This window comes from Variovorax sp. DXTD-1 (assembly GCF_003984625.1).
Taxonomy (GTDB): Bacteria; Pseudomonadota; Gammaproteobacteria; order Burkholderiales; family Burkholderiaceae_C; genus Variovorax.
The window spans coordinates 14,659-38,558 of the sequence record NZ_RWKH01000020.1; the positions used below are offsets into that span (position 1 = coordinate 14,659).

General features: G+C 66.4%; 29 protein-coding genes. 14 read left to right on the forward strand and 15 right to left on the reverse strand.

All coding sequences use genetic code 11. The features are described from left to right. Position 1 precedes the first annotated feature (1 nt). The 4 genes from EJI00_RS18530 to EJI00_RS18545 all read left to right on the forward strand — a co-directional run bounded on the left by EJI00_RS18530 (position 2) and on the right by EJI00_RS18545 (position 3,345). Positions 2-979 carry a Bug family tripartite tricarboxylate transporter substrate binding protein gene (locus tag EJI00_RS18530; RefSeq protein WP_126748963.1) on the forward strand — a complete coding sequence of 326 codons (978 nt, stop codon included), beginning with the start codon at positions 2-4 and terminating at the stop codon, positions 977-979. 45 nt (positions 980-1,024) lie between these two features. Continuing rightward, positions 1,025-1,603: a TetR/AcrR family transcriptional regulator gene (locus EJI00_RS18535; protein WP_126748964.1), complete on the forward strand. Its 579-nt coding sequence runs from the start codon at positions 1,025-1,027 to the stop codon at positions 1,601-1,603. Between the two features lie 93 nt (positions 1,604-1,696). Beyond that, the gene (locus EJI00_RS18540) at positions 1,697-2,830 is read left to right on the forward strand and encodes a thiolase family protein (protein ID WP_126748965.1); all 1,134 of its coding nucleotides are present in this window, start codon (positions 1,697-1,699) and stop codon (positions 2,828-2,830) included. A 38-nt stretch (positions 2,831-2,868) separates the two neighbouring features. Then, a complete protein-coding gene (locus EJI00_RS18545) occupies positions 2,869-3,345 on the forward strand; it encodes a MaoC family dehydratase (protein WP_126748966.1) in 477 nt (158 codons plus the stop codon). Between the two features lie 8 nt (positions 3,346-3,353). On the opposite strand, the gene EJI00_RS18550 is transcribed toward EJI00_RS18545, so the two are convergent. Next, positions 3,354-4,169: a ferritin-like domain-containing protein gene (locus EJI00_RS18550; RefSeq protein ID WP_126748967.1), complete on the reverse strand. Its 816-nt coding sequence runs from the start codon at positions 4,167-4,169 to the stop codon at positions 3,354-3,356. Between the two features lie 41 nt (positions 4,170-4,210). Between EJI00_RS18550 and EJI00_RS18555 the strand changes: the two genes are divergently transcribed. Both EJI00_RS18555 and EJI00_RS18560 read left to right on the forward strand, forming a co-directional pair. Next, on the forward strand, positions 4,211-4,735 hold the full coding sequence (locus tag EJI00_RS18555; RefSeq protein ID WP_126748968.1) for a gamma carbonic anhydrase family protein: 525 nt from the start codon (positions 4,211-4,213) through the stop codon (positions 4,733-4,735). Between the two features lie 33 nt (positions 4,736-4,768). Further along, positions 4,769-5,779, forward strand: a complete 1,011-nt coding sequence (locus EJI00_RS18560; RefSeq protein ID WP_126748969.1) for an Hsp33 family molecular chaperone HslO — start codon at positions 4,769-4,771, stop codon at positions 5,777-5,779. A gap of 25 nt (positions 5,780-5,804) precedes the next feature. Here EJI00_RS18560 and EJI00_RS18565 read toward each other — a convergent pair whose 3' ends face one another. Then, positions 5,805-6,668, reverse strand: a complete 864-nt coding sequence (locus EJI00_RS18565) for an NAD(P)-dependent oxidoreductase (protein ID WP_126748970.1) — start codon at positions 6,666-6,668, stop codon at positions 5,805-5,807. 33 nt (positions 6,669-6,701) lie between these two features. After that, positions 6,702-7,481 (reverse strand): SDR family oxidoreductase, encoded by a 780-nt coding sequence (locus EJI00_RS18570; protein ID WP_126748971.1) that lies wholly within the window; start codon positions 7,479-7,481, stop codon positions 6,702-6,704. Between the two features lie 143 nt (positions 7,482-7,624). On the opposite strand from EJI00_RS18570, the gene EJI00_RS18575 reads away from it, so the two are divergent. Further along, positions 7,625-8,425 (forward strand): AraC family transcriptional regulator, encoded by an 801-nt coding sequence (locus tag EJI00_RS18575; protein ID WP_126748972.1) that lies wholly within the window; start codon positions 7,625-7,627, stop codon positions 8,423-8,425. Positions 8,426-8,464: 39 nt separating this feature from the next. On the opposite strand, the gene EJI00_RS18580 is transcribed toward EJI00_RS18575, so the two are convergent. The 8 genes from EJI00_RS18580 to EJI00_RS18615 are packed head-to-tail and all read right to left on the reverse strand — an operon-like array spanning position 8,465 to position 15,250. Continuing rightward, on the reverse strand, positions 8,465-9,442 hold the full coding sequence (locus tag EJI00_RS18580; protein ID WP_126748973.1) for a hypothetical protein: 978 nt from the start codon (positions 9,440-9,442) through the stop codon (positions 8,465-8,467). Further along, positions 9,442-10,143: an AAA family ATPase gene (locus EJI00_RS18585; protein WP_126748974.1), complete on the reverse strand. Its 702-nt coding sequence runs from the start codon at positions 10,141-10,143 to the stop codon at positions 9,442-9,444. Before EJI00_RS18585 ends, EJI00_RS18580 begins: the two co-directional genes overlap by 1 nt. After that, positions 10,140-10,763, reverse strand: a complete 624-nt coding sequence (pnuC, locus tag EJI00_RS18590) for a nicotinamide riboside transporter PnuC (RefSeq protein ID WP_126748975.1) — start codon at positions 10,761-10,763, stop codon at positions 10,140-10,142. Before pnuC ends, EJI00_RS18585 begins: the two co-directional genes overlap by 4 nt. Positions 10,764-10,780: 17 nt before the next feature. Next, positions 10,781-11,059, reverse strand: coding sequence for a cell division protein FtsB (ftsB, locus tag EJI00_RS18595; RefSeq protein ID WP_126748976.1), 279 nt, complete (start codon positions 11,057-11,059; stop codon positions 10,781-10,783). 16 nt (positions 11,060-11,075) lie between these two features. Then, a complete protein-coding gene (gene eno / locus EJI00_RS18600) occupies positions 11,076-12,359 on the reverse strand; it encodes a phosphopyruvate hydratase (protein ID WP_012748543.1) in 1,284 nt (427 codons plus the stop codon). A gap of 27 nt (positions 12,360-12,386) precedes the next feature. After that, complete coding sequence (locus tag EJI00_RS18605; protein WP_126748977.1) at positions 12,387-12,692, reverse strand: DUF1330 domain-containing protein; 306 nt, start codon at positions 12,690-12,692, stop codon at positions 12,387-12,389. Positions 12,693-12,719: 27 nt separating this feature from the next. Then, on the reverse strand, positions 12,720-13,574 hold the full coding sequence (kdsA, locus tag EJI00_RS18610) for a 3-deoxy-8-phosphooctulonate synthase (RefSeq protein ID WP_126748978.1): 855 nt from the start codon (positions 13,572-13,574) through the stop codon (positions 12,720-12,722). Next, positions 13,571-15,250 (reverse strand): CTP synthase, encoded by a 1,680-nt coding sequence (locus EJI00_RS18615; protein WP_126748979.1) that lies wholly within the window; start codon positions 15,248-15,250, stop codon positions 13,571-13,573. Before EJI00_RS18615 ends, kdsA begins: the two co-directional genes overlap by 4 nt. 123 nt (positions 15,251-15,373) lie before the next feature. Here EJI00_RS18615 and coaBC point away from each other — a divergent pair, with 123 nt between their 5' ends. From coaBC to EJI00_RS18635, 4 genes are all read left to right on the forward strand, one after another. Then, the gene (gene coaBC / locus EJI00_RS18620; protein WP_126748980.1) at positions 15,374-16,597 is read left to right on the forward strand and encodes a bifunctional phosphopantothenoylcysteine decarboxylase/phosphopantothenate--cysteine ligase CoaBC; all 1,224 of its coding nucleotides are present in this window, start codon (positions 15,374-15,376) and stop codon (positions 16,595-16,597) included. Next, positions 16,597-17,037 carry a hypothetical protein gene (locus EJI00_RS18625; RefSeq protein WP_126748981.1) on the forward strand — a complete coding sequence of 147 codons (441 nt, stop codon included), beginning with the start codon at positions 16,597-16,599 and terminating at the stop codon, positions 17,035-17,037. The genes coaBC and EJI00_RS18625 overlap by 1 nt, the downstream gene beginning before the upstream one ends. Positions 17,038-17,039: 2 nt before the next feature. Continuing rightward, a complete protein-coding gene (gene dut, locus EJI00_RS18630; RefSeq protein WP_126748982.1) occupies positions 17,040-17,486 on the forward strand; it encodes a dUTP diphosphatase in 447 nt (148 codons plus the stop codon). Between the two features lie 189 nt (positions 17,487-17,675). Continuing rightward, positions 17,676-18,176, forward strand: a complete 501-nt coding sequence (locus EJI00_RS18635; protein ID WP_126748983.1) for a glycine zipper 2TM domain-containing protein — start codon at positions 17,676-17,678, stop codon at positions 18,174-18,176. Positions 18,177-18,266: 90 nt separating this feature from the next. Here the strand turns inward: EJI00_RS18635 and EJI00_RS18640 are convergent, their stop codons facing one another. Continuing rightward, entirely contained in the window at positions 18,267-18,791 is a 525-nt protein-coding gene (locus EJI00_RS18640) for a peptidylprolyl isomerase (RefSeq protein ID WP_126748984.1), read from the reverse strand. Positions 18,792-18,805: 14 nt separating this feature from the next. On the opposite strand from EJI00_RS18640, the gene EJI00_RS18645 reads away from it, so the two are divergent. From EJI00_RS18645 to EJI00_RS18655, 3 genes are all read left to right on the forward strand, one after another. Next, positions 18,806-19,948, forward strand: coding sequence for a JmjC domain-containing protein (locus EJI00_RS18645; RefSeq protein WP_126748985.1), 1,143 nt, complete (start codon positions 18,806-18,808; stop codon positions 19,946-19,948). Continuing rightward, positions 19,938-20,450 carry a hypothetical protein gene (locus tag EJI00_RS18650; protein ID WP_126748986.1) on the forward strand — a complete coding sequence of 171 codons (513 nt, stop codon included), beginning with the start codon at positions 19,938-19,940 and terminating at the stop codon, positions 20,448-20,450. The genes EJI00_RS18645 and EJI00_RS18650 overlap by 11 nt, the downstream gene beginning before the upstream one ends. Positions 20,451-20,542: 92 nt before the next feature. Further along, positions 20,543-20,818 carry a hypothetical protein gene (locus EJI00_RS18655; protein ID WP_126748987.1) on the forward strand — a complete coding sequence of 92 codons (276 nt, stop codon included), beginning with the start codon at positions 20,543-20,545 and terminating at the stop codon, positions 20,816-20,818. Between the two features lie 97 nt (positions 20,819-20,915). Here the strand turns inward: EJI00_RS18655 and EJI00_RS18660 are convergent, their stop codons facing one another. From EJI00_RS18660 to dapA, 3 genes are all read right to left on the reverse strand, one after another. Beyond that, positions 20,916-21,692: an MBL fold metallo-hydrolase gene (locus EJI00_RS18660; protein WP_126748988.1), complete on the reverse strand. Its 777-nt coding sequence runs from the start codon at positions 21,690-21,692 to the stop codon at positions 20,916-20,918. A gap of 5 nt (positions 21,693-21,697) precedes the next feature. Next, positions 21,698-22,789, reverse strand: coding sequence for an outer membrane protein assembly factor BamC (gene bamC, locus EJI00_RS18665; protein ID WP_126748989.1), 1,092 nt, complete (start codon positions 22,787-22,789; stop codon positions 21,698-21,700). Positions 22,790-22,933: 144 nt separating this feature from the next. Beyond that, complete coding sequence (gene dapA, locus EJI00_RS18670; RefSeq protein ID WP_409514033.1) at positions 22,934-23,860, reverse strand: 4-hydroxy-tetrahydrodipicolinate synthase; 927 nt, start codon at positions 23,858-23,860, stop codon at positions 22,934-22,936. Positions 23,861-23,900: the final 40 nt, after the last annotated feature.

The window sequence follows — 23,900 nt, forward strand, 5'->3', positions numbered from 1 at the left end:
TATGCATTTTTCGTTCAAGCCGTCGCGGCTCTTTGCCGCCTTGGCGCTTTGCTGCGCAGCCGCCGCGGGCGCGCAGGCCCAAACCGTTCCCAAGACCATCCGACTCATCGTGGCGTACCCCGCGGGCGGTGTCAGCGACGTGGTGGCGCGAGCGCTCGGGGACAAGCTCGCTGCCCAACTGGGCACCACGGTGGTGGTGGAAAACCGCGCCGGCGCCAGCGGCGCCATCGGCATGGACGCCGTGGCCAAGGCCGCGCCCGACGGCGCCACGCTCGGCTTCTCGGCCATCAGCCCGCTGGTGCTGAGCCCGCACCTGGGCAAGCTGCCCTTCGATCCGCTGAAAGACATCGCGCCCGTTTCGAGCGTCATGTATTCGCCGGTGCTGCTGATTGCCACGCCCGCCAGCAAGTCGAAGGATTTCCGCGCGCTCATCGCCGATGCCAAGGCGCAGCCGGGCGCCGTGCGCTGGGCCACTTCGGGCCCGGCGTCGCTCGGCCACATCGTGCTGGAGCAGGTGAGGGTGGCCGCGGGCGTGGACATCACGCACGTTCCGTACAAGGGCGGCGGCCAGCAGCTCAACGATGCGCTGGGCGGGCAGTTCGAAATTCTTTCGACCAACGCGAGCCCCACGCTTTCGTCGCACATCCAGTCGGGCAAGCTGCGTCCGCTGGCGGTGGGCGCACCCGCGCGGCTCGAGAGCCTGCCGCAGGTGCCCACGCTGGGCGAACTGGGCTACAACGCCGCAAACATCAACTCGCTGTTCGGTGTGTTCGCGCCCGCCGCAACGCCGCCGGCTTTGATTGCGAAGTACAACACCGAGATCACCAAGGCATTGGCCAGCCCCGAGCTGCGCGCCAAGCTCACCGCCACCGACAACGTGCCCACCGGCGGCACGCCGGCCGCCTTTGCGAAGGAGATCGCCTCGGAGTTCGAGAGCAACGGGCGGATCATCAAGGCAGCGAACATCAAGGCCGATTGACCCTGCCGCTTGCAGGCTCGCGCCTCCCTACCTTATAGTAGGTAGATGTCCAGCGCCACAGCCCTTGCCACCGGCAGCACCCGCGAGCAGATCCTCGCGGTGGCGCGCTCGCTGATTGAAACGCGCTCCTACCTGGGCTTCAGCTTTCAGGACGTGGCCGATGCGGTCGGCATTCGCAAGGCGAGCCTGTATCACCACTTTCCCACCAAGGAAGCGCTGGGCATTGCGGTGATCCGCGAGGCCACCCAGCTTTTCAAGAACTGGGAAGCCGCACGAGTGCGAGCGCCGAACGACGCACTCGAATCCTATTTCCGCATGTACCGCAACACGCTCAAGGCGGGTTCGGGCATGTGTCCCGCAGGAGCGCTGACGCCCGGGTGGGACTGCATCAATGAGGAGCTGCGCCAAGCCGTGCAGGAGTTGCGCAACACGCAGGTGCTGTGGCTCACCGGCGTGCTCGGCGCGCTGGCGCCGGCCGGGCACAAGAAGGGCGCATCGGCGGCCTCGCTGGCGTCTTATGTGTTCTCGGTGTGCCAGGGCGCGCTGCTCGCGTCGCGCATGACGGGCCGCGTCGAAGACTTCGACGAAGCCATCGCGCAGCTCAGGAGTTCATTGCCCGGTTGACGCCGGGCGGATCGCAGGCACGCATCGACGTGCTTATTTTTTGACCCTTTTGCCTACCGATTGGATGGTAGGTGTGACACAAGGAGCATCTTCATGAAAGCCGTCATTTCCGCCTACGCCCGCTCGCCGTTCCACTTCGCGAAGAAGGGCGCACTTGCTGAGGTTCGCCCCGACACGCTGGCCGCCGGTGTGGTGCGCGGCCTGCTGCAGCGCACCGACCTCGACCCGGCGCTGCTCGAAGACATCGTCCTCGGCTGCGCCTACCCTGAAGCTTCGCAGGGCAACAACCTCGCGCGCATCGTGGGGTTGCTGGCGGGGCTGCCGCACGAGGTGGGCGGCATGACGGTGAACCGCTTCTGCGGCTCGTCGATGCAGGCGGTGCACATTGCTGCGGCGCAGATCGAAGCGGGCATGGGCGAGGCCTTCCTGTGCGTTGGCGTGGAGTCGATGACGATGGTGCCGCAGGGCGGCTTCAACTTCTCGCCCAATCCGGAGCTGAAGGAAAGCACCGACGCCTACATCTCGATGGGCGAGACGGCCGAGAACGTTGCGCAGCGCTGGAACGTGAGCCGCGCCGACCAGGAGGCCTTTGCCGTCGAGTCGCACCGCAAGGCCGCGGCCGCGCGTGCTGAGGGCCGCCTGGCAGGAGAGATCGTGCCGGTGCGGCTGGCATCCGGCGACGTGATCGATGCGGACGGCTGTATTCGGCCGAGCACCTCGCCCGAGGCGCTGGCGGGCCTGAAGCCGGCGTTCCGTCCCGATGGCGTGGTAACCGCCGGCACCTCGTCGCCGCTCACCGACGGCGCTGCGGTCGTTCTCGTGACCAGCGATGCCTTTGCCGCAAAGCACAACCTGCAGCCGCTGGCCCGCATCAGGTCCTTCGCAACGGTGGGCGTGGATCCGGCGATCATGGGCATCGGTCCGATCCCCGCGACGCGCAAGGCACTGGCACGGGCGGGCCTGACTGCTGCCGATCTCGACGTGATCGAACTCAATGAAGCCTTCTCGTCGCAGGCGCTGGCCTGCATTCGCGACCTGGGGCTCGATCCGGCCAAGGTCAATCTCGACGGCGGCGGGCTTGCCATCGGCCATCCGCTGGGCGCGACGGGTGCGCGCATCACCGGCAAGGCCGCGGCCCTGCTCGCGCGCGAAAAGGGCCGCTACGCGCTGGCCACGCAATGCATTGGCGGCGGGCAGGGTATTGCCACCATCCTCGAACGCGTCTGAAGGTTGGAGAATGCGCGCAGGCACTACAAGGAACCCTCATGGCGGCACTCCCTGACGACCCCGGCGCCAAGCGTGCGCTGTACCTCGAAGACCTGTCGGTCGGCGACCGTTTTCGCAGTGGTGAACACACGCTGGACGCGGCGCAGATCAAGGCCTTTGCGCTCCAGTTCGATCCGCAGCCTTTCCACACCGACGAAGAGGCCGCGAAGGACACCTTCTTCGGCGGTCTCGCGGCAAGCGGTTGGCACACGGCGGCGCTCACCATGAAGCTGCTGGTGGAGAGCGGCATTCCGCTGGCCGACGGCATCATCGGTTCGGGCGGCGAACTGCAATGGCCCAAGCCCACGCGGCCGGGCGACGTGCTGCATGTGGAGGGCGAGGTGGTCGAGATCGTCCCGTCGCGTTCCAAGCCCGGCCGCGCGATGGTGACGATGCGCTGCCGCACCCTCAACCAGAACGGCGACGTGCTGCAGAACTTCGCGCCCAAGCTGGTGGTGCACGCCAGGCCTGCGTAGGCCTTCTTCTATTCGGTCTTGGCGCCGGCCGAAAGCGCGCGCATCTCTCCGGCGCTGAAGCCGGCGCGCTCGCGTGCCTCGAAGTTGAAAGGCGGCTTCAGGCGCGGTGCTTCGTAGTGCGCCACGAGCTCGGGGTAGGTCTGTTCGGGGTCGCGGCCGGCGCGCTCGCACAGCCAGCGGTACCAGCGGTTGCCGATGGCCACATGGCCGACCTCGTCGCGCAGAATGATGTCGAGAATCTCGACCGCGCGCAGTGCATCGGGCGTGTTGACGCGCTTGAGCTTGGCCTGGATGAGCGGCGTGGCGTCGAGCCCGCGGGCCTCGAGCGTGCGCGGCACCAGCGCCATGCGCGCGAGCACATCGTCCTTGGTTTTCTCGCACATGCTCCATAGCCCGTCGTGGCCGGGGAAGTCGCCGTAGCGGTATCCCATGCCCTGCAGGTGCGCATGCAGCAGCGTGAAGTGCTGGGCCTCCTCGTCGGCCACGCGCAGCCAGTCGCGGTAGTAGGCCTCGGGCATGCCGTCGTAGCGCCACACCGCATCCAGCGCGAGGTTGATGGCGTTGAACTCGATGTGGCAGATCGAATGGATCAGCGCGGCGCGGCCTTCGGGCGTGAAGGGGGAGCGCTTTTGCACGGCGGTGGCAGCCACGCGCACCGGCCGTTCGGGGCGGCCCGGCACACCAGCATCGTCCCCTTCGGCGCGCAGGGGTTCAAGTGCTATGGAATCGGTAGCTGCCAGTGCAGCCGTGGCGCGTGTCGCAGCCACCTTGGCTTCAGGGTCGGTCAGTCGCAGCGCGGCCAACGCGCTCAATCGGGGGTGCATCCCTACAATTCTAGTTTTTGCCCCGCTCGGAGACCTTCACGATGGCCCTTTATGAACTCGACGGCGTTGCGCCGCAACTTGGCACCGGCGCATGGGTGGCCGACAGCGCGGAAGTGATCGGCAACGTGAAGTTGGGTGAAAACGCGAGCATCTGGTTTGGCGCGGTGCTGCGTGGGGACAACGAGACGATGACCATCGGCCGCAACAGCAATGTGCAGGACATGTCGATGCTGCATTCGGACCCCGGCAGTCCACTGGCCATCGGCGAGAACGTCACCATCGGCCACCAGGTCATGCTGCACGGCTGCACCATCGGCGACAACTCGCTGATCGGCATCCAGGCCGTGGTCTTGAATAACGCGAAGATCGGCCGCAACTCGATTGTCGGCGCCGGCAGCGTCGTGACCGAAGGCAAGGAGTTTCCGGACAACTCGCTGATCTTCGGTTCGCCCGCCAAGGTCATGCGCACGATCAGCGACGAAGACGCCGCCCGCTTGCGCCACGGCTCCGACCACTACGTACAGAACGCCGTTCGCTATGCGAAGGGCCTCAAGAAAATCGCCTGACCCGCGCAGGCCCAACAGAAAGAAGAATCCGTTTTGAGCGAGCTGCACAAATTCCTGTTCGATGGCCTGCCGGTGCGCGGCGTGATCGTGCGCCTGACAGATGCGTGGCAGGAAATCCTGGCGCGGCGCGCCTCCAACACCACCACCGGCGCCTATCCGCCGCCCGTGGCCGAACTGCTCGGCGAAATGACGGCGGCGGCCACGTTGATGCAGGCCAACATCAAGTTCAACGGCTCGTTGATCCTGCAAATCTTCGGCGACGGCCCGGTCAAGGTGGCCGTGGCCGAGGCCAAGCCCGACCTGAGCCTGCGTGCCACCGCCAAGGTCATCGGCGAGCTGCCGGCCGATGCGCGCCTGCCAGACATGGTCAACGAGAACAACAAAGGCCGCTGCGCGATCACGCTCGACCCGAAGGACAAGCTGCCGGGCACGACGCCGTACCAGGGCGTGGTGCCGCTCTTCGACGACGACGGCGAGAAGCTCGGCAAGCTGAGCGACGTGCTGCAGCACTACATGCTGCAGAGCGAGCAGCTCGACACCACGCTGGTGCTCGCGGCCGACGACAAAGTGGCCGCGGGCCTGTTGATCCAGCGCCTGCCGGTCAAGGGCGAGGGCAACCTCGAAGGTGCGTCAAGCGGTACTTCCGGCAAGGACCACGACCAGGCCAACGAAGACCAGATCGGCCGCAACGAGGACTACAACCGCATCTCGATTCTTGCGTCGACCCTCACGCGCGACGAGCTGCTGACGCTCGACGTCGAGACCATTCTTCGCCGCCTGTTCTGGGAAGAAAAACTGTTGCGCTTCGAGCCGCAGATGGGCTTGCTCGGCCCGCACTTCGCGTGCACCTGCGGGCGCGACCGCGTGGCGCAGATGATCCGCGGCCTCGGCGTGCAGGAGGCTGAAGAAATCCTGGCCGAGCGCGGCGACATCGAAGTGGGCTGCGACTTCTGCGGCAAGCAATACCGCTTCGATGCGGTCGACACGGCGCAGATATTCACGCCGCCGGGCGACCAGGTTCCCGCGAGCCCCGTGGTTCAATAGGTCGCGGGGCCTTTCTCGCGCTCGCTCAGGCGGGCTGCCGCAGCACCTTGATCATTGCGGCCAGTCGCTCGTTCGCAAAGCCTGCGCCCAGCGCGCGGTCGAACAAGCCCGTCAGGAAATCCGGAAAGCTCGCGTCGAGCTTGGCCTCGCGCGCCTGCTTCACGAAGAGCCGGCCGGAGCCCGCGCAGGTGGCCATCGAGCTTTCGGGTTCGCCGTAGCGGCCGGCGTGAATGGCTTGCCCCTCGGCATCGATCATTTCGCCGAGCACCGGAGAAATCGCGCCGATCATCTGCGAGAACTCGTTCACCTTCAGTCCTTCGGATTCGCAGATGCGCACGCCGTGGAAGAACCCGCTCATTGCGCCGAACATGCACGAGAGCGTGGCCAGGTCCCAGGCCGCCGCGTTGCCGATGGGCTCGCCCATGTACAGGATGTTTCCTGCAATGGCTTCGAGCGCCGGCCGGCAGCTGGCCAGCGCGCGTTCTTCGCCGGAGATGAAAAGCGGCGTGTCGGGCCGGCCGATCTGGCCGGGCGTGGCGAGCAGGGCGCCGTCGAGGTAGGCGACGCCGCTCAGGGCGGCCCAGTCGTCGCGCGCATCCTGCGGCGTGCCGGTGCTCAACTGCACCAGCACCTTGCCGCGCAGCGCATCGGCCACGCCGGGCGAGGCGAGGATCGACCGGGAGGCCGCATAGTCGGCCACGCAGATCAGCACCAGCGGGCTGGCCTGAATAGCGGCGAGGGCGCTGGGCGCGAGCACGGTGCCTTGGTCAAGGATGGGCGTGGCGCGCTCGGCGGTGCGGTTCCACACCGTGAGCGTGTGCCGGGATTGAAGCGCTCGCGCGAGTGCGATGCCCATGGGGCCGAGGCCGATGAGGGAAACGTCGGTCATTTGTTCGTTCTTTCTTTTTGATTGCAATTCAGTTCAGGCCGCGGCCGGCGTGAGGTTCTGGCCCAGACCGCCATCGACCGTGAGCCGCGCACCGGTCGTGAAGGTCGCCTCGAAGGCGAAGAAGAGCACCGCGCGGGCCACCTCTTCGGCCGTGCCGTGGCGCCGCATCGGCGTGATCTGGTCGCCCAGGCGGATGAACTCGGCGCGCTCCTCTGCCGTCGCATCGGCAATGCCGAGCGTGGGCGTGTCGATGAAGCCGGGGCTCACCACGTTGACCCGGGTGCCGCGTCCCACCAGCTCTGCCGCAAAGCCCGAGGCGAAGGAACGCAACGCGGCCTTGGTCGCGCTGTAGACGCTCAGGCCGTGCATGCCGCCCTTGTCCGCGATGGACGAGGTGACGACGATCGCGCCGCCCGCGCGCATCAGCGGCACGAGCCGCTGCACGGTGAAGAACGGGCCCTTGGTATTGATCGCGAAAGCGCGGTCGTAGCCGGCTTCGGTCACCTGCTCGAAGGGCTCCAGCGTCGAGATGCCCGCGTTGATGTGCAGCAGGTCGATGTGGCCGAGCTTTTCGCGGGCGAGCGCCGCGAGCGCGTCGATGTCGGCCAGCGAGCCGGCGTCCGATGCGACGACATGGGCGCGGGGGCCCAGGGTGCGGCGCGCGGCCTCGAGGTTCTTCGGGTTCAGGCCGGTCACGAGCACTTCGGCGCCGCCTTCGAGCAGCGCCTGAGCGGTGGCCAGGCCCATGCCGATGGTGCCGCCGGTAATGACGGCCTTCTTGCCGGCGTATTTGCCGTTTGCAGTGGTGTCCATGGACCGCGAGTCTTGAGTGGTTGTGTTCATGACGCGGATGATCCGGAAAGCGGCCGAAGGGGTCGCGCACATTCGGCCGCGGTGCAGCACGAACGGACGAAGGCGCGCGAGCATGCTTTGCCGGTGCGCCGGATAATTGCCCGATGAGCGATCACGCCCCCTCCGACACCCATCTGAACGTGCACGTGCGCCACACGCCCGGCGGCGTGGTCGGCTTCGAGGCCGTGCCCGATCACCGCATCAAGGTGCATGCGGGCGCGCCCGTCAACGGCGCCTGCAAGCTGCACAAGTTCCGCTACACGCGCGGAGACATCGACATCTTGCCGGCCGGCAGCTCCGACGTCTGGCACGAGGAAGCCGCGAGCACGTCGCTGGTCGTGCACATGCCGCCTTCGCTGCTGCGGCGCACCGCAGAGGAAATGGGGCTGCCACCCGACCGCGCGAGCCTCGCGGAGCGCCATCAGCTGCGCGATGCGCACATCGAGCACATTGCATGGGCGCTCGACGCCGAAAGGCGCGCCGGCTTTCCCAACGGCACCCTCTACGCCGACAGCCTGGGCACCGCGCTGGCGGCACACCTGCTCGGCGGGCACCGGCTGCACGAAACCGCGCCGGTACAGGGGCTCACCCGTCCGCAGCTGCGCCGCGTCACCGACTACATCGAAACCCACCTGGAGGGCGATCTTTCGCTGGCCAGGCTGGCCGAGGTGGCGGGGCTGAGCGCATCGCACCTGAAGACGCAATTCAAGCGCTCCACGGGCCTGCCGGTGCACGAGTACGTGGTTCACCGGCGAGTGGACCGCGCGCGCGGCCTGCTGGTGCGCAGCGGCATGGCTGCGAGCCAGGTCGCGCTGGAAAGCGGCTTTGCGCACCAGAGCCACATGGCGCGCTGCATGCGCCGCGTGCTCGGTGCCACGCCAAGCGAGGTTCGGCGCGCCGGCTAGGCAGCGCTGCCAGTCAAAGGCGCCCAGCGGACGCGTCGATCAGCGTGGAACCGCGTCGTCGAAATCGCTGAACGAGATATCGGGTGCACTCGTGTTGTGGCGCGAAGGCAGGCTGCGCCCGAAGCGCATCTGGGTGCCGCTCAGCGTCTTCACTTCAGGCAAAGGCACCACCTGCTCTGCGGCATCGGGAGATTCCCGCCACCTCACCTCGCTCACGTCGGCATTGTCGGCCGCAACGTACATCGAGCGCAGCACCGCGAAGGGCCGTGCTTCGGCGGTCGGCGACGAGAGCCTGACGTCGAGCGCGGTACGCGCGCGGCTGATTTCGGACACCTTGGCGACGGCGCTGCCGCCCCTGGCAAAGCGCAGGTGAATGGCCAGCGGCTTGGGCACGATGCGGATCGACGCAATGTCGACCACGGGCCGGCTGCCTTGCTCGACCGGGCCAAGCAGGAACGACGAACCGTAGACGCCGTCGCCGAAGCGTTCTTCCGGCAGCGGCTTGATGCGCCAGTAGCCGTCCGCGGGGTAGAGCACCAGCGCCTCGAGCACCTTGCCTTCTTCCTTGCGAAAGATCTGCAGCAGGTGAAAGCCGCGGTCGGTGCGCGCGCCCACGCGCACCGGCACCTGCTGCGGGCGCCAGAAGCTGGGCAGCGTCATGCCGACGATTCGCCACTGCGCGTCGTCGAGCAACACCACGCGGCGCGGCTTGAACTTGTGCGCGGGATCGGTGGGATGGGCGCCGCCGTCGAAGTTGCAGCCCGAAAAGTCGGGCGCGGTGATGTCCTTGCCGATGCTGTCCAGATAGGCCGGCTGCAGCGCCTCGATGCGCATGCGCCGGATGCCTTCGCCGCGCAGCACCAGCGAGACGTTGTCTTCCTCGGCGCAGGCGGTGGTAGTGGTGGCGTTTTCCACCGTGGCCGCAACCGGTGCGGCCGTGGCGGCGCCGGCTGCCAGCAGCGCGGGGCCGAAGAGACAAAGAAGACGGGCAAGACGAGAGAAACGAAGCGGGAACATCAGATCTCCGAACGGGGGTTTGTCGGGTTGTCGCGGCGGCCGAGCAGGTCGCTGAACAGACGATGTTCGCATTCCGGGTCGGAGCATTTCTCGCAAGGCCATGACCAGGAGGTGGGTTTCGCGTCGCCGCGGCTTCCTCGTGCCCGGGCCTGGCCTTCGTTGCCGGCGATGGAGTTGATGGCGTTCCAGGCATTGGAAAGCCTTTCGCCGCCGGTGCCATGCACCACGGCGAATGAAAGCCCGGCGCCCGACAACGCCGCGCGCACCAGCGTGTCCGTCGGCTCGCGCGCGTGGTCGCCGTCGCGCATCGCATCGGCAACCCAGGGGATGTCGAGCGCGGTGAGCAGCGTGATGGCATAGCGCCGCTGGGCAGCGAGCGCATCGGCGTAAAGCGAGGTGTCGCCGAACAGCTGCTCGCTGTACACCGCGGTCATGAGCGCCGTGGTGTCGGCCACCACCACGCCCGAGGCGGCCGCGGCGTCGATGCGGCGCGTCTGCTCGTCGGCGATGGCGCGTTGCTCGTCGGGGCGGGGCGTGCGGCCTTCGCGTTCGCACCACTCGCGCAGGTACTCGCCCACCAGCGTGGCCGCAATGCCGCGCTCCCGAAGGCGCTGCACGAGCGCGCGGGCGAGGTCGGTCTTGCCCGTGCTCTCGGCGCCGAGCAGCGCAATGACGCAGCCTGGGGGCAGCGTGGGCGTCATGCGCGCGCGGCCTCGCCGTGCATGCGCGAGCGCCAGGCAAGAAAACCCGCCACGCTGAGCACTGCGAACACCGCATAGAGCCCGACCGTGAGCCACAGGCCCTTGTGGATGAACAGGCCCACGCTCACGATGTTCACCGCCAGCCACACCAGCCAGTTCTCGATGAACTTGCGCCCGAGCAGGAATTGGCCGACCAGGCTGAGCCCGGTGGCAAAGCCGTCCCACCAGGGCACGTCGCTGTCCGTGAAACGGCGCAGGAAGAGGGCGACCGCCGGCCACGCCACCGCGCAGGCGACCAGCGCAAAAGCAATGCCGCGCGGCGAAAGCCGGCTGACGCGCAATGCGCTGCCATCGGCGCGATGGCCCCGCAGCCATTGAAACCAGCCCCAGAACGCGACGACCGCGAAGAACACCTGGAGCGAGGCATCGCCGTAGATGCGCGCCTCTGCAAACACAGCCACGTAAAGCAGCGAGCTGATGATGGCGAGCGGCCAGCCCCAATGGATTTCGCGCATGTTGCAGCCGACCATCGCCAGCGCCAGCACGGCAGCGACGAGTTCGAGCCAGCTGACCGGAGAGCCCCAGAGCGCAAAGGCGGGGGCCGAGAAGAACTCGGGCATCGACAGTGCCGTTTCGATCAGTGTGTGACTTGAACGAACACTTCGTTGGGCTTGACCATGCCCAGCTCCTGCCGGGCGCGCTCCTCGACCATTTCGAGCCCGACCTTGAGGTCGTTGACCTCGGAGGCCAGCCGCTCGTTGGTGACGGCGGCCTTGGCATTCGCCTCCTTCTGCGCGGCCAGCTTGGTCTGGAGCTGCGACACGTCGCGCACGCTGCCGCGGCCGTTCCAAAGCTGCCACTGCAGGATGACCAGCAGCAGCAACAGCACGATGGGTGGAACGAGGCGCGAGCGCATGCCGCAGTGCCGAGCGCTACTTCAGGTTGTAGAACGCGCCGCGGCCAGGGTAGCTGGCGATGTCACCGAGGTCTTCTTCGATGCGCAGCAGCTGGTTGTACTTGGCGATGCGGTCGGAGCGCGAGAGCGAACCGGTCTTGATCTGGCCGGCGTTGGTGCCCACCGCGATATCGGCGATGGTGCTGTCTTCGGTTTCGCCCGAGCGGTGGGAAATGACGGCGGTGTAGCCCGCGCGCTTGGCCATTTCGATGGCGGCGAAGGTTTCGGTCAGCGTGCCGATCTGGTTGATCTTGATCAGGATCGAGTTGGCAATGCCCTTGTCGATGCCTTCCTGCAGGATCTTGGTGTTGGTGACGAACAGGTCGTCGCCCACCAGCTGCACGCGCTTGCCCAGGCGCTCGGTGAGCAGCTTCCAGCCGTCCCAGTCGCCTTCGTGCATGCCGTCTTCGATGCTGATGATCGGGTACTTGTCGACCCAGGTGGCCAGCATGTCGGCCCAGTTGCCGGCCGAGAGCGTAAGGTTCTCGCCGGAGAGCACGTAGTTGCCGTCCTTGTAGAACTCGCTGGCGGCGCAGTCGAGGCCGAGCGCAATCTGCTCGCCCGCCACGAAGCCGGCCTTGTCGATGGCTTCGAGAATCAGCTGGATGGCCGCTTCATGGCTTTCGACGCTGGGCGCGAAACCGCCTTCGTCGCCGACCGCCGTGCTGATGCCGCGGTCGCCCAGGATCTTCTTGAGTGCATGGAACACCTCGGCGCCGTAGCGCACGGCTTCGCGGAAGCTCGGCGCGCCCACGGGGATGATCATGAACTCCTGCAGGTCGAGGCTGTTGTTGGCGTGCGCGCCGCCGTTGATGACGTTCATCATCGGCACCGGCAGCTGCATGCCGCCCATGCCACCGAAGTAGCGGTACAGCGGCAGGCCCGACTCTTCGGCCGCGGCACGTGCCACGGCCATCGAAACGGCGAGGGTCGCATTGGCGCCCAGGCGGCCCTTGTTGTCGGTGCCGTCCAGGTCGATCATCGTGCGGTCGAGGAACGCCTGCTCGCTGGCGTCGAGGCCGAGCACGGATTCCGAGATCTCGGTGTTGATGTTCTCCACCGCCTTGAGCACACCCTTGCCGAGATAGCGCTTCTTGTCGCCGTCGCGCAGCTCGATGGCTTCGCGCGAACCGGTCGATGCGCCCGAAGGCACGGCCGCGCGGCCCATGGTGCCCGATTCGAGCAGCACGTCGCACTCGACTGTGGGATTGCCTCGGCTGTCGAGGATTTCGCGGCCGACGATGTCTACGATTGCACTCACTTATTGCCTTTCGTTTTGAACTGAATCTCAGACCGGGGCGGAAACGCCCTCGACCAGAACCATATTGAAGAATTCGGTCGCGCCGGCACGCTTGGCGCGCGCGGCACGGTACAACTCGTCGTCGTAGAAGGCCTTGGCCTTCTCATAGCTGGGAAAGCGCAGCATGGCGATGCGCGCGGGCTGCCAGTTGCCTTCCATGGTCTCGAAGCGGCCGCCGCGCACCAGGTACTCGCCGCCCGCTGCCTTCACCGCGTCGGGCGCGACAGCCATGTACTGCTTGTACTGCTCGGGATCGGTGACCTTCATGTCGACGATGATGTATGCGGACGCCATGGTGTTCTCCAGTCTTGTTGTCGGGGCTCAGTTGAAAGAGCTTTCGAGGAAGCCGTTCTTCTTGGTGATGCGGTCCAGCTCGAGCAGCGTTTCCAGCAAGGCCTTCATGTGCTTGAGCGGCACGGCGTTGGGACCGTCGCTCAAGGCCTTGGCGGGGTCGGGATGCGTTTCCATGAAAACGCCGGCCACGCCCACCGCAATGGCAGCCCGTGCCAGCACCGGCACCATTTCGCGCTGGCCGCCGGAGCTCGTGCCCTGGCCGCCCGGCAGCTGCACCGAGTGCGTGGCGTCGAACACCACGGGGGCGCCAGTCTCGCGCATGATGGCGAGCGAACGCATGTCCGACACCAGGTTGTTGTAACCAAAGCTCGCGCCGCGCTCGCAGGCCATGAAGCTGTTTTCGGGCAGGCCGGCTTCCTTGGCGGCCGCGCGCGCCTTGTCGATCACATTCTTCATGTCGTGCGGCGCAAGGAATTGGCCCTTCTTGATGTTCACCGGCTTGCCCGACTGCGCCACCGCGCGAATGAAGTCGGTCTGGCGGCACAGGAAGGCGGGCGTCTGCAGCACGTCGACCACCTTGGCGGCCTCGGTGATGTCGTCTTCGGTGTGAACGTCGGTCAGCACGGGCAGGCCGAGCTCGCGCTTCACCTTGGCCAGGATTTCGAGGCCTTTTTCGCGGCCCGGGCCGCGAAAGCTGGTGCCCGAAGACCGATTGGCCTTGTCGAAGCTGCTCTTGAAGATGAACGGAATGCCGAGCGAGGAAGTGATTTCCTTCAGCGTGCCGGCCGTGTCCATCTGCAGTTGCTCGGATTCGACCACGCAGGGGCCGGCGATCAGGAAGAAGGGCTGGTCCAGCCCGATGTCGAATCCGCAGAGTTTCATGCCACTGCCTTCAGGTTTTTGGTACCGCCCGCGCTGCGGGCCTTGTGGTCGAGCGCCGCCTTGATGAAGGCGTTGAAGAGCGGATGGCCGCTCCACGGGGTCGACTTGAATTCGGGGTGGAACTGCACGCCCATGTACCAGGGGTGCACGTCCTGCGGCAGTTCGACGATTTCGGTGAGGTGCTCGCGCTGGGTAAGAGCGGAAATTACCAGGCCGGCGGCGCGCAGTTCGTCCAGGTAGTTGACGTTGGCTTCGTAGCGGTGGCGATGGCGCTCGGTCACCACGTCGCCGTAGATGCTGTGGGCCAGGGTGCCGGTCGAGACGTCGGAGCTTTGCGCGCCCAGGCGCATGGTGCCGCCGAGGTCGGACTTCTCGTTGCGCGTCTTCACGGTGCCGTCGGCGTCCTTCCACTCGGTGATCAGCGCGATGACGGGGCAGGGCGTCTCGGGGTCGAACTCGGTGCTGTTGGCGTTCTTCAGGCCCGCCACGTGGCGCGCGTATTCGATGGTGGCCACCTGCATGCCCAGGCAGATGCCGAGGTAGGGCACCTTGCCTTCGCGTGCAAAGCGGGCGGCAGAGATCTTGCCCTCGACGCCGCGCTGGCCAAAACCCCCGGGCACCAGGATGGCGTCGTACTTGGCAAGGCGCGAAACGTCTTGCGGCGAAATGGTTTCGGAGTCGATGTAGTCGATCTTCACGCGCGCATGGTTCTTCATGCCGGCGTGGCGCAGTGCTTCGTTCAGCGACTTGTAGCTGTCCGACAGGTCGACGTACTTGCCGACCATGGCAATGCTCACTTCCTGCTGCGGATGCTCGACTTCGTAGACCAGCTCGTCCCAGCGGTTGAGCTTGGCCGGCGGCGTGTTGATGCGCAGCTTGTCGCAGATGAGGCCATCGAGGCCCTGCTCGTGCAGCATGCGCGGCACCTTGTAGATGGTGTCCACGTCCCACATCGAGATGACGCCCCATTCGGGCACGTTCGAGAACAGCGAGATCTTGGCGCGCTCGTCGTCGGGAATCGGGCGGTCGGCGCGGCACAGCAGCGCGTCGGCCTGGATGCCGATGGCGCGCAGCTCCTTGGCGGTGTGCTGCGTGGGCTTGGTCTTGAGTTCGCCGGCGGCGGCAATCCAGGGCACGTAGCTCAGGTGCACGAAGGCCGAGTTGTTCGGGCCCATGCGCAGGCTCATCTGGCGCACGGCTTCCAGGAACGGCAGCGATTCGATGTCGCCCACGGTGCCGCCGATTTCGACGATGGCCACGTCGACCTCATGCGGGGTGCCGAGGCCGGCGCCGCGCTTGATGTATTCCTGGATTTCGTTGGTGATGTGCGGGATCACCTGCACCGTCTTGCCGAGGTAGTCGCCGCGGCGCTCTTTTTCGAGCACGGTCTTGTAGATCTGGCCGGTCGTGAAGTTGTTGGCCTTGCGCATCCGCGTGGTGATGAAGCGCTCGTAGTGGCCGAGGTCGAGGTCGGTTTCGGCGCCGTCGTCGGTAACGAATACTTCGCCATGCTGGAACGGTGACATCGTGCCGGGGTCGACATTGATGTACGGATCGAGCTTGATGAGGGTGACCTTGAGGCCGCGCGATTCGAGGATCGCGGCGAGGGAGGCGGAGGCGATTCCCTTGCCAAGGGAAGATACGACACCACCGGTGACGAAGACAAATTTGGTCATGCCAGTTCCGGACCACAGATCCGGGCAGTGGGAAATTCCGATTATAGGTGTCCCCTTTGCGTCCCTTCGGGCGAGGGCCATCCCATTCCTGATCTTGTCGGTATGTGAGCAACAATATGGCTCATGCAAGATCTCGCCGGCAAACACATCGTCCTGGGCCTTACCGGCGGTATCGCCTGCTACAAGTCGGCGGAATTGTGCCGCCTGTTCGTGAAGGCGGGCGCCACCGTCCAGGTCGTGATGACCGAGGCGGCCGAGCAGTTCATCACGCCGGTGACGATGCAGGCGCTTTCGGGGCGCACGGTCTACACCTCGCAGTGGGACGCGCGCGAGCCCAACAACATGCCGCACATCAACCTGAGCCGCGAGGCCGATGCCATCGTGCTCGCGCCCTGCAGCGCCGACTTCATCGCGCGGCTCGTGCAGGGCAGGGCGGACGACCTGATGAGCCTGATGTGCCTGGCCCGGCCGATGGAGCGCGTGCCGCTGTTGATTGCGCCGGCCATGAACCGCGAGATGTGGGCGCACCCCGCCACCCAGCGCAACCTGATGCAGGTGTCGGCCGACGGCGCCACGGTGCTGGGCGTGGGCAGCGGCTGGCAGGCCTGCGGCGAGACGGGCGACGGCCGCATGCTGGAGCCGGCGCAGCTGCTCGAAGACATCACCGCTTTCTTCGCGCCCAAGCTTCTTGCAGGCCACAAGCTGGTCGTCACCGCCGGGCCCACTTTCGAGCCGCTCGACCCGATACGCGGCATCACCAATCATTCGTCCGGCAAGATGGGCTTTGCCATTGCGCGCGCCGCGCACGAGGCCGGCGCCCAGGTCACGCTGGTGGCTGGCCCGGTGCATCTGCCGACCCCGCGCGGGGTGAGCCGCATCGACGTGCTCTCGGCGCAGGACATGTTCGAGGCGACCCTGAGTGCGGCGCAGTCCGCTAGCATTTTTGTAGCGACGGCCGCTGTGGCCGACTGGCGCCCGGCCACGCACAGCGAACACAAGATCAAGAAGGACGGCAGCGGCAACACCCCGGTGCTCAATTTCGTCGAGAACGCCGACATCCTGCTTGCGGTGGCCAAGAGCGAGCGGGCCCAGTCGCGCAAGTTGTTCTGCGTGGGTTTCGCGGCCGAGAGCGAGAACCTGGCTGAACACGCCAAGGCCAAGCGCCAGCGCAAGGGGATTCCGCTCCTGGTCGGCAACATCGGCCCGCTGACCTTCGGCCAGGACGACAATGCGCTGCTGCTGGTGGATGCCAACGGCACCCGCGAGTTGCCGCGCGCACCCAAGCTCACCCTGGCGCGCGAACTCATGACCGAGATTGCCGCACGCCTGCCCGACTGGAGAGTCTGATGAATCCCCAATGGAACACGCCGCCGAATGGCGATTTCGCCAGCTATGTGGAACGGCTGTCGGCCCAGGCCGCATTGCCCAAGCGGGCCGCGCACGACGGCGACCATGGGCTGGACGCGGGCATCACGCCCGCACCGGGCGCGCAGGGCACCGCGGCGGCGCAGCGGCGGTCGGCTTCGAACGAGGACACCGCCGCGCCGGCCGGGGCGTTCACGCCCGGGGCGCTCAAGGTGATGGCCGCGGTGGGCGGACTTGTGCTCCTGGTGCTGTGGTCGGCCGGCGTGCCGTTTTTCGTGCTGGTCTTGCTGGCAGGGGCTGCGTTCTGGCTCTTCAGCAAGTTCAAGGGCCTGAAGCTCACGCCCGGCGTCGCCAAGTGGCAGCAGGTGCTCGAGGAAGCCGCCCGCAAGCAAAGAGAACAGCAACAAAAGCAAGGCAAGTAGAAGTGAAAGTAGACGTCCGTATCCTCGATCCACGCATGGTGGATCGATTGCCCGCCTATGCCACGCCCGGCAGCGCAGGGCTCGATCTCAGGGCTTGCCTCGATGCGCCCATCACGCTGGAGCCCAATGCCTGGCAGCTCGTGGGCACGGGCATCGCGATCCACCTGGCCGATCCGGCCTATGCGGCGCTGATCCTTCCGCGCTCGGGCCTTGGCCACAAGCACGGCATCGTGCTGGGCAATCTCGTGGGCCTGATCGACAGCGACTACCAGGGCGAGCTGAAGATTAGCGCCTGGAACCGCAGCGACACGCCTTTTGTGCTCCAGCCGATGGAGCGGCTCGCGCAGCTCGTGATCGTGCCGGTGGTGCAGGCGCAGTTTCGCGTGGTCACAGAATTTGCAGCCTCGCAACGCGGCGAAGGCGGCTATGGGTCGACCGGCAAGCACTGACGACGTTGCCGGCCACTCCCTCGTGGCCGGAATCGTTTCGGGCCAGTAAAGATCGGAACCCGTCAGCTCGCGGCGCGCTCCTACATGCCGGTGTGTGTCGGGCGTCATCCCCCTTGCGGGAATGGCGTTAAACACAAGCTTAGGCAGGGTGCATTCGGATGCACCGGCTATTTCCGAGGAGCCATCCACATGAAAATCTCAACGCGCTTCGTTTCCATTGGCGCTTCCGTGCTGGCACTTGCCACGCTCACGGCCTGCGTCGCTCCCGCGCCGGTCTATCACACGACGCGCTACCCCTACCAGGCACCGCCGCAGGCCGTTCCATACCAGGAAGCGGCGTACGTCGAATACGGCCATGTGGCCAACATCGAAGTGCTGCGCAGCGAAACCAGGGGCACCGGCACTACCGGCGGTGGCGCGGTGGCAGGCGGTGTCGTCGGCGGCGTGGTGGGCAACCAGTTCGGGCACGGCAGCGGCCGCGCCGCGGCAACCGCCCTGGGCATTGTGGGCGGCGCACTCCTGGGCAACACCATCGAAGCCCAGAACAACGGGCCGCGCGCCTACGAGAGCTATCGCATCTCGGTGCAAACCGATCGCGGCGGCTATCGGGCGTTCGATGTGCAGCATCCGGGCGACCTGCGCATCGGCGACCGCGTGCGCATCGACAACGGCCAGCTCTCGCGCATGTAGGCTGTTTTCCAGGGGCGCTTTCACGAGCAGCAAAAAGCCGGGCAGTGCCCGGCTTTTTGCTGGCTCAAGCGATTTTTTCGCTCGCCGGTTTCAGTGCAGCAGATCGTTGCCGGGGGCGGTCGGCGGCACCTTGAAAAAGGCCGTGCCTGCCGTTCCGCTGCCAACTTCTTCTTCGGTGGCTTCGCGCACCGAACGCACCGTGATGTCGAGCCGGATCGCAATGCCCGCGAGCGGATGGTTGCCGTCGAGCACCAGGTGGTCAGGGTAGATCTCGGCCACGGTGTAGATCACGTCCTTGGGCATGTCTTCGCTCACGCCCTTGGGCAGCGCGGCGCCGTCGAAGGTCATGCCTTCTTCCGTGCCTTCAGGGAACAGCGAGCGGGGCTCGAGAAAGAGCAGCTGGTCGTTGAAGTCGCCAAAGCCCTGCTCGGGCTCCAGCTGCAGTTGCACCTTGGCGCCGGGCTCGTGGCCCTGCAGGGCGGCTTCGATCACGTCGAAGAGGTCGTCGCCCCCCACCATGAATTCCACGGGCTCATCGAGCACATCGAGCACTTCGCCCAAAGTGTCTTTCATCGTCCAGGTCAGGCCGACCACGCATTGTTCAGAGATTTCCATTGCAGAATTCTCCCATGGAGATTACACAACCGCTGCCGTTGCTCGGCGGCCTGAGCGCCGCGCAGTTCATGCGGCGGTATTGGCAGAAAAAGCCCTTGCTCGTGCGCCAGGCCATACCCGCCATGGTGCCACCGATCGAGCGCAGTGCGCTCTTTGCCCTGGCCGAGCGCGAGGACGTGGAATCGCGCCTGATCCGACACGGCAAGACCGGATGGACACTCAAGCACGGCCCGCTCGCGCGCCGCGCGCTGCCGCCGCTCAGGCAGCCCGAATGGACGCTGCTGGTGCAGGGGGTCGACCTGCATCACGACGGCGTGCATGCGCTGCTGCAGCAGTTTCGCTTTCTGCCCGATGCGCGGCTGGACGACCTGATGATCAGCTACGCCAGCGACAAGGGCGGCGTGGGCGCGCATTTCGACAGCTACGACGTGTTTCTGCTTCAGGCACAAGGCACGCGGCGCTGGTCGATCGGCAAGCAGAGCGACTTGCGCCTGCAGCAAGGGGTGCCGCTCAAGATCCTCGAGCAATTCGAGCCCGAGCAGAGCTTTGTGCTCGAGCCGGGCGACATGCTCTATTTGCCGCCGCGCTATGCGCATGACGGCGTGGCTGTCGGCGACGACTGCATGACCTGCTCCATCGGCCTGCGCTCGTCCGCCGCGGGCGAGCTCGGCGCCGACCTGCTGGCGCGCATGGTGCAGGCCTACTCGGAAGCGCTGGAAGACGCCGGCCCCGCCGAACTGGCGCGCTACCGCGATCCGTCGCAGCCCGCCGTCGACGCGCCGGCCGCCATGCCCGCCGCACTGCAGGCCTTTGCACGCAAGGCGGTCGACGCCGCGCTGCGCGACCCCGACGCCATCGACCGTGCGCTGGGTGAATCGCTCACCGAGCCCAAGGCCAACGTCTGGTTCGACGAAGGCACCGAAGCGCCGGAGGTGCTGCGCAGCGTGGCGCTCGACCGCCGCACGCGCATGCTTTACGACGCGCGGCATCTCTACATCAACGGCGAAAGCTTTCGCGCCGGCGGCGCCGATGCAACGCTGATGCGCAGGTTGGCGGACCAACGCGCGCTCGGCCCGCGCGAACTGGCGCGTGCAAGCAGCGGTGCGCTCGCGCTGCTGGCCGAGTGGTGCGAGGCAGGGTGGCTGCATGCCGATTGAACCTACGACGGCGGCAGAACCGCTCTTGCCCGAAGGCCGGTTCGATGGCCGTGAAGCCTTCGAAGGCCTGGTGCGGGCCGCGCTTTCCGCCGCGGCCCGGCAAGGCTGGAGGGAGCTGGTCCTGAGCGACCCCGACTTCGCCGATTGGCCCTTGGGTGAGCGCGCGGACATCGAGGCGCTTCAGGCCTGGTCGGCCTCCGGCCGCCGATTCGTTCTGCTGGCACAGCGCTTCGATGTAGTCGAACGTATTCATGCACGCTTCGTTCCCTGGCGCCGCGTGTGGGATCACATCATCGAGTGCCGCGCGGTGCGCGCGGAAGGCAGCAACGCGGTGCCCAGCGCGATATGGACGCCCGAGTGGTTCGCCCACCGCACCGACCCCGAGCGCAGCCGTGGTGTGAGCGGCTTCGACCCGCGTTCGCGTCGCGAACTGCGCGAGGCTCTCGATGAGTCATGGCGAGCGGGACGGCCCGCATTTCCGGCATCGACACTGGGCTTGTAAGCCAATGCCGCGAATGAGGCCGCGAGACACAAACGGGCAGTGATGCGGGTCTAGAATTTTTTCGTCCAGACATTCATTGCAAAGGAGTTTCCATGAAGAAGCCGTCTACCGTCCTGCTGGCCTCGTTGATCGCCGCCGCCGCACTCGTGGCTTGCGGAAAGAAGGAGGATGCTGCGCCGGCGGTTGTGACCCCGCCGCCTGCATCGGTGACCGAACCGGCTCCCGCACCGCCCGCGGCTGCTCCGGCACCTTCGACGACCACCGATCCGTCCGCCGCAACAACGCCTTCGCCGGGCGCCTCTTCGGCCCTCGATGCGGCCAATGCCGCTACTGAGGCTGCCAAGAAGAACGAAGCGCCGAAGCAGTAACGAGGAACGCCCCAGCGGGCTTTCATTCACCCAGCAAAAAAGCCGCCTCACGGCGGCTTTTTTGCATGGTGCGCCGGAGCGGGCAAGACGCGAACGATCAGACCTCCAGCCAGGGCGAACCTTCCGATGCACTGGCCGTGAGCATCTCGGCCTCGTGGCCCCCAAGGGCCTCGGCCATGAGGCGCCGCACGATGTCGGGCCGGTTGTTCTGCTCGCTCAGGTGCGCCGCAACCACGTGGCGCAGGCCCTCGTGCCGAACCGCGCGCGCAATGTCCGCGGCGGCTTCATTCGACAAGTGGCCATGCTTGCCGCCGACGCGCAGCTTCAGAAAGGCCGGATAGGCCGAATTGGCCAGCAGTTCGCTGTCGTGGTTGAACTCGAGCAGCAACGCATGAACGCCGCTCAGCCTTGAGAGCACATGGGCTGTGGCATGGCCCAGGTCGGTGAGCACGCCGAGCGTTCGCGCGCCGTCGGAGCAGCGCAGCTGCAGCGGCTCGCGCGCGTCGTGCGGCACGGTAAAGGGCTGCACTGCAATATCGCCGACTGCAAACTCGGCGTCGTCGCGTGCCAGGTTGAGCCGGCCTTCGAAGTCGCGCCCGCCCGTGGCGAGCCAGGTGCCTTCGCTCATCCACACGGGAATGCGGTTGCGCCGCGACATCGAGTGGGCGCAGCCGATGTGGTCGCCGTGCTCGTGCGTGACGAAGATCGCGTCGATATCGGTGGCTGCGAGGCCTGCCTTGGCAAGCCGCAGATCGAGTTGCCGCAGGCCGAAGCCGCAGTCGATCAGGAGCCGGGAGGTGCGGCCGCTGCTGGTCGCTTCGACCAGCGCGGCGTTGCCCGTGCTGCCGCTGCCGAGGCTTCGGAAGCGGAGCATGCGGGTTACTTCAGGTCGTCTGCAATGACCTGGACGATGCGCTGCGCATTGGCCGAGGTTTCGGGTGCGCCGGATTCGTTCAGCACCGAGACCGTGGTCGATTCGCCTTGGCCCTTCACGAGGATGCGGAACTTGATCGGTGCTTCGTTCTTGCTGGAGCTGCTGCCGAACAGCTTGCCGAAGAAGCCGGGTTCCTTCGTGTCCGCGTTGGGGGTCACGTAGCGCACGTAGTAGATGCCGGCGCTGCGGTCGCGGTCTTCCACGGTGAAGCCGGTGCGGTCGAGCGCCAGGCCCACGCGGCGCCATGCGCGGTCGAAGCCTTCGCTGATCTGCACCACCGGCTGGCCGCCGGCGTTGGAAACCGTGGCGGTCTTGGTCGGTGCGCTGGTGGCGGCCAGGATCTTCGACTGTTCTTGCGAAACGCCAAGCTTGACCATCAGGCGGCGCAGGAACTCGGTTTCGAGTTCAGGGTCGCTCGGGCGCGGCTGCCACACGGTCTGGTCCTGGCGGCTGTTGTTGTAGACCTCTTGCATGCCGCGGTGGCTCACGAAGATCTCGGTGCCGTTGGGCGTGCGCTCCAGGCGGGTGCGGAAGCGGTCGAGCTCGCCCGTCGAGTAGACCGACTCGACCAGCTTGCCCAGCGTGCCGCGGATGATGTCCTGCGGCAGCTTGGCGCGGTTTTCGGCCCAGTCGGTTTCCATGATGCCGAGGTTGCGCTGCTCGGTGGTCAGCAGGAAGCCGCTCTCTTGCCAGAAGTCCTTCACCGGATCCCAGAGCTGGTCGGGCGTACGGTTGATGACGATCCAGCGCTGCGTGCCCGAACGTTCCATGCGCACGTCGCCGATGTTGGCCACCGCGGTGGGAATGCCAGGCGCGTTGGTTGCGCCAGCCTGGTAGGCGTTGGCGGTGACCGCGCCGCCCGGAACCGCATAGCGGTTCTCGCGCGAAAGCTGAGACAGGTCGGGCGGGACTTCGAGCGTGGGGGCCTTGCCGGCGCTCTTGTAGTCGATCTTGTCGCCCTCGAGAACGGAGCAGGCGGCGAGGCTGACAACAAGGGCCAGCAGTGCGAATCGCGAGATGTGCGAAAGGTTCTTCAACGTCGTCTTCCTTGTTGGAATGGGTTCGATCAATCTATGGGGCCGCATTGCCCGCACTCTCTGAGCACGGTTCAGGCAAAAGGTTGCGTAACCTCGATGCGGCAGGGAGAAAAGAGATGGGAGTATTGGGGAGATGAAGCGGGCTCAGCCCTTGAGCAGGCCGCAGGCGCGCAGGGCAGCCTCGACCACGGGTTGGTTCGTTTCGGCCAGTTCGGTGAGCGGCAGGCGCAGGGTGCCGCCGCAAAGGCCGAGCCTGGACATGGCCCACTTGAGAGGAATCGGGTTGGGTTCGACAAACAGGTTGCGGTGCAGCGGCATCAGCTCGAACTGGATCTGCATCGCCTTGCGCACGTCGCCCGCAATGGCCGCAACGCACAGCTCGTGCATCTTGCGCGGCGCGATGTTGGCCGTGACGCTGATGTTGCCTTGCCCGCCGCAGAGCATGAGAGCCACCGCCGTCGGGTCGTCGCCCGAATACACGGCAAAGTGCTTGGGCAGGTCGCGAATGAGCCACTGGGCACGCTCGATGTTGCCGGTGGCTTCCTTGATGCCGATGATTCCCGGCACCTGCGCCAGGCGCAGCACGGTGTCGTGCGCCATATCGGCCACGGTGCGGCCGGGCACGTTGTAAAGCACGGTGGGCAGGTCGCCCACGGCTTCGGCAATGGCCCTGAAGTGCTGGTACTGGCCTTCTTGCGTCGGCTTGTTGTAGTAGGGCACCACCTGCAGCTGGCAATCGGCGCCCACGCCCTTGGCGAACTTGGCGAGCTCGATGGCTTCCTTGGTCGAATTGGCGCCGCAGCCGGCCATCACGGGCACGCGGCCCTTGGCCTGCTCGACCGACACGCGGATGATTTCGCAGTGCTCTTCCACGTCGACCGTGGGCGATTCGCCGGTGGTGCCGACCACGCCAAGGCAGTCGGTGCCTTCGTCGATGTGCCAGTCGATCAGCCGGCGCAGGGCGGGGTAGTCGACACTGCTGTCGTCGTGCATCGGCGTGACGAGAGCGACGATGCTGCCTGTCAGTTGCTCCAAGGGGGAATCTCTCTGTCGGTGGACGAAAGCGCCGATTCTACTTACTCCGGAGCCCCCGGAAACAGCCGCGCCGGCG

Coding starts and splice junctions, on each gene's coding strand:
- pnuC (WP_126748975.1), bottom strand. CDS start 10,763: ATGCCCGAGTTCTTCTCGGCCCCCGCCTTTGCGCTCTGGGGCTCTCCG.
- EJI00_RS18570 (WP_126748971.1), bottom strand. CDS start 7,481: ATGGACACCACTGCAAACGGCAAATACGCCGGCAAGAAGGCCGTCATT.
- EJI00_RS18660 (WP_126748988.1), bottom strand. CDS start 21,692: ATGCTCCGCTTCCGAAGCCTCGGCAGCGGCAGCACGGGCAACGCCGCG.
- EJI00_RS18545 (WP_126748966.1), top strand. CDS start 2,869: ATGGCGGCACTCCCTGACGACCCCGGCGCCAAGCGTGCGCTGTACCTC.
- EJI00_RS18645 (WP_126748985.1), top strand. CDS start 18,806: ATGGAGATTACACAACCGCTGCCGTTGCTCGGCGGCCTGAGCGCCGCG.
- EJI00_RS18580 (WP_126748973.1), bottom strand. CDS start 9,442: ATGTTCCCGCTTCGTTTCTCTCGTCTTGCCCGTCTTCTTTGTCTCTTC.
- EJI00_RS18565 (WP_126748970.1), bottom strand. CDS start 6,668: ATGACCGACGTTTCCCTCATCGGCCTCGGCCCCATGGGCATCGCACTC.
- EJI00_RS18550 (WP_126748967.1), bottom strand. CDS start 4,169: ATGCACCCCCGATTGAGCGCGTTGGCCGCGCTGCGACTGACCGACCCT.
- EJI00_RS18655 (WP_126748987.1), top strand. CDS start 20,543: ATGAAGAAGCCGTCTACCGTCCTGCTGGCCTCGTTGATCGCCGCCGCC.
- EJI00_RS18575 (WP_126748972.1), top strand. CDS start 7,625: ATGAGCGATCACGCCCCCTCCGACACCCATCTGAACGTGCACGTGCGC.
- kdsA (WP_126748978.1), bottom strand. CDS start 13,574: ATGAAACTCTGCGGATTCGACATCGGGCTGGACCAGCCCTTCTTCCTG.
- EJI00_RS18540 (WP_126748965.1), top strand. CDS start 1,697: ATGAAAGCCGTCATTTCCGCCTACGCCCGCTCGCCGTTCCACTTCGCG.
- coaBC (WP_126748980.1), top strand. CDS start 15,374: ATGCAAGATCTCGCCGGCAAACACATCGTCCTGGGCCTTACCGGCGGT.
- EJI00_RS18605 (WP_126748977.1), bottom strand. CDS start 12,692: ATGGCGTCCGCATACATCATCGTCGACATGAAGGTCACCGATCCCGAG.
- EJI00_RS18530 (WP_126748963.1), top strand. CDS start 2: ATGCATTTTTCGTTCAAGCCGTCGCGGCTCTTTGCCGCCTTGGCGCTT.
- ftsB (WP_126748976.1), bottom strand. CDS start 11,059: ATGCGCTCGCGCCTCGTTCCACCCATCGTGCTGTTGCTGCTGCTGGTC.
- EJI00_RS18555 (WP_126748968.1), top strand. CDS start 4,211: ATGGCCCTTTATGAACTCGACGGCGTTGCGCCGCAACTTGGCACCGGC.
- EJI00_RS18585 (WP_126748974.1), bottom strand. CDS start 10,143: ATGACGCCCACGCTGCCCCCAGGCTGCGTCATTGCGCTGCTCGGCGCC.
- EJI00_RS18615 (WP_126748979.1), bottom strand. CDS start 15,250: ATGACCAAATTTGTCTTCGTCACCGGTGGTGTCGTATCTTCCCTTGGC.
- EJI00_RS18535 (WP_126748964.1), top strand. CDS start 1,025: ATGTCCAGCGCCACAGCCCTTGCCACCGGCAGCACCCGCGAGCAGATC.
- EJI00_RS18635 (WP_126748983.1), top strand. CDS start 17,676: ATGAAAATCTCAACGCGCTTCGTTTCCATTGGCGCTTCCGTGCTGGCA.
- EJI00_RS18640 (WP_126748984.1), bottom strand. CDS start 18,791: ATGGAAATCTCTGAACAATGCGTGGTCGGCCTGACCTGGACGATGAAA.
- EJI00_RS18625 (WP_126748981.1), top strand. CDS start 16,597: ATGAATCCCCAATGGAACACGCCGCCGAATGGCGATTTCGCCAGCTAT.
- EJI00_RS18650 (WP_126748986.1), top strand. CDS start 19,938: ATGCCGATTGAACCTACGACGGCGGCAGAACCGCTCTTGCCCGAAGGC.